This window comes from Vibrio sp. D173a (assembly GCF_030248475.1).
Map to the genome: position 1 here is coordinate 1 of NZ_JAHGAH010000858.1, position 776 is coordinate 776.

General features: G+C 48.7%; 1 protein-coding gene. It reads left to right on the forward strand.

Going from position 1 to position 776, the window contains the following annotated elements:
- Positions 1-776, forward strand: a 776-nt coding sequence (locus KIV40_RS29835; RefSeq protein ID WP_285352881.1) for a GGDEF domain-containing protein, incomplete at both ends; no start/stop codon positions are given.

The following is a 776-nucleotide window of genomic DNA, read 5'->3' on the forward strand; positions in this document are numbered from 1 at the left end:
CATGCCTTTAGTACCTTGGACTACCACGGTAACAAGAGCGTTGTGCATACCAACAAAGCATTAGCTCAGAGCCTGCTGCCTGACAGTTTGGTCTATCGAAATGGCCGTTATGCTGACTCACTGGCGCGTAATCTAAAAATCAGCCAGCGTCATTACTGTATCCCGTTGCACTCTCGTAAACAGTTATTAGCAGTACTCTATATCAACAGTGCGTTTCCAATCAGTCGCTCGATCCTTCGTATGATAAGAAGCGCGACAGAGACCTCTCTCGCTAACCTGTTGCTGCATCATCAATTGAGCTGCAAAGACCTGATGACCCAGCTTGATAACAAAAATAACTTTAATGCGGCGTTGTCTTCCCACCTCAACGCACCTGATACCTTTGTCGCCCTGCTCGACATTGACCATTTCGAGCACCTCAATAACGCTTACGGAGAAGCCATCGGGGATCGCCTCATTAAGAGCACCGCTGAAGCGATTAGAGCGCACTTTCCTAAGCCCAAAAGCCTTAGTCTAGCGCGTATTGGCGGCAAAGAGTTTGCGATTCTATTCAAGGCCAACAATGAGCGTGATGCAAAAGCTCAGCTTGAACAGTGTCGTATCAGTATCGCTTCGACCGCCATCAAAACGCCAGACATTAACCTGTCAGCGAGTGCCAGTATTGGGTTTTCTATGCTGGAAGGTGAATCAGAGTCGGCACTGGCTCTTGCTGAACAAGCGAAAGTGATTGCGCAGCAGCTAGGTCGAAATCGACTTGAGGGCTACTCAAAGCGGCA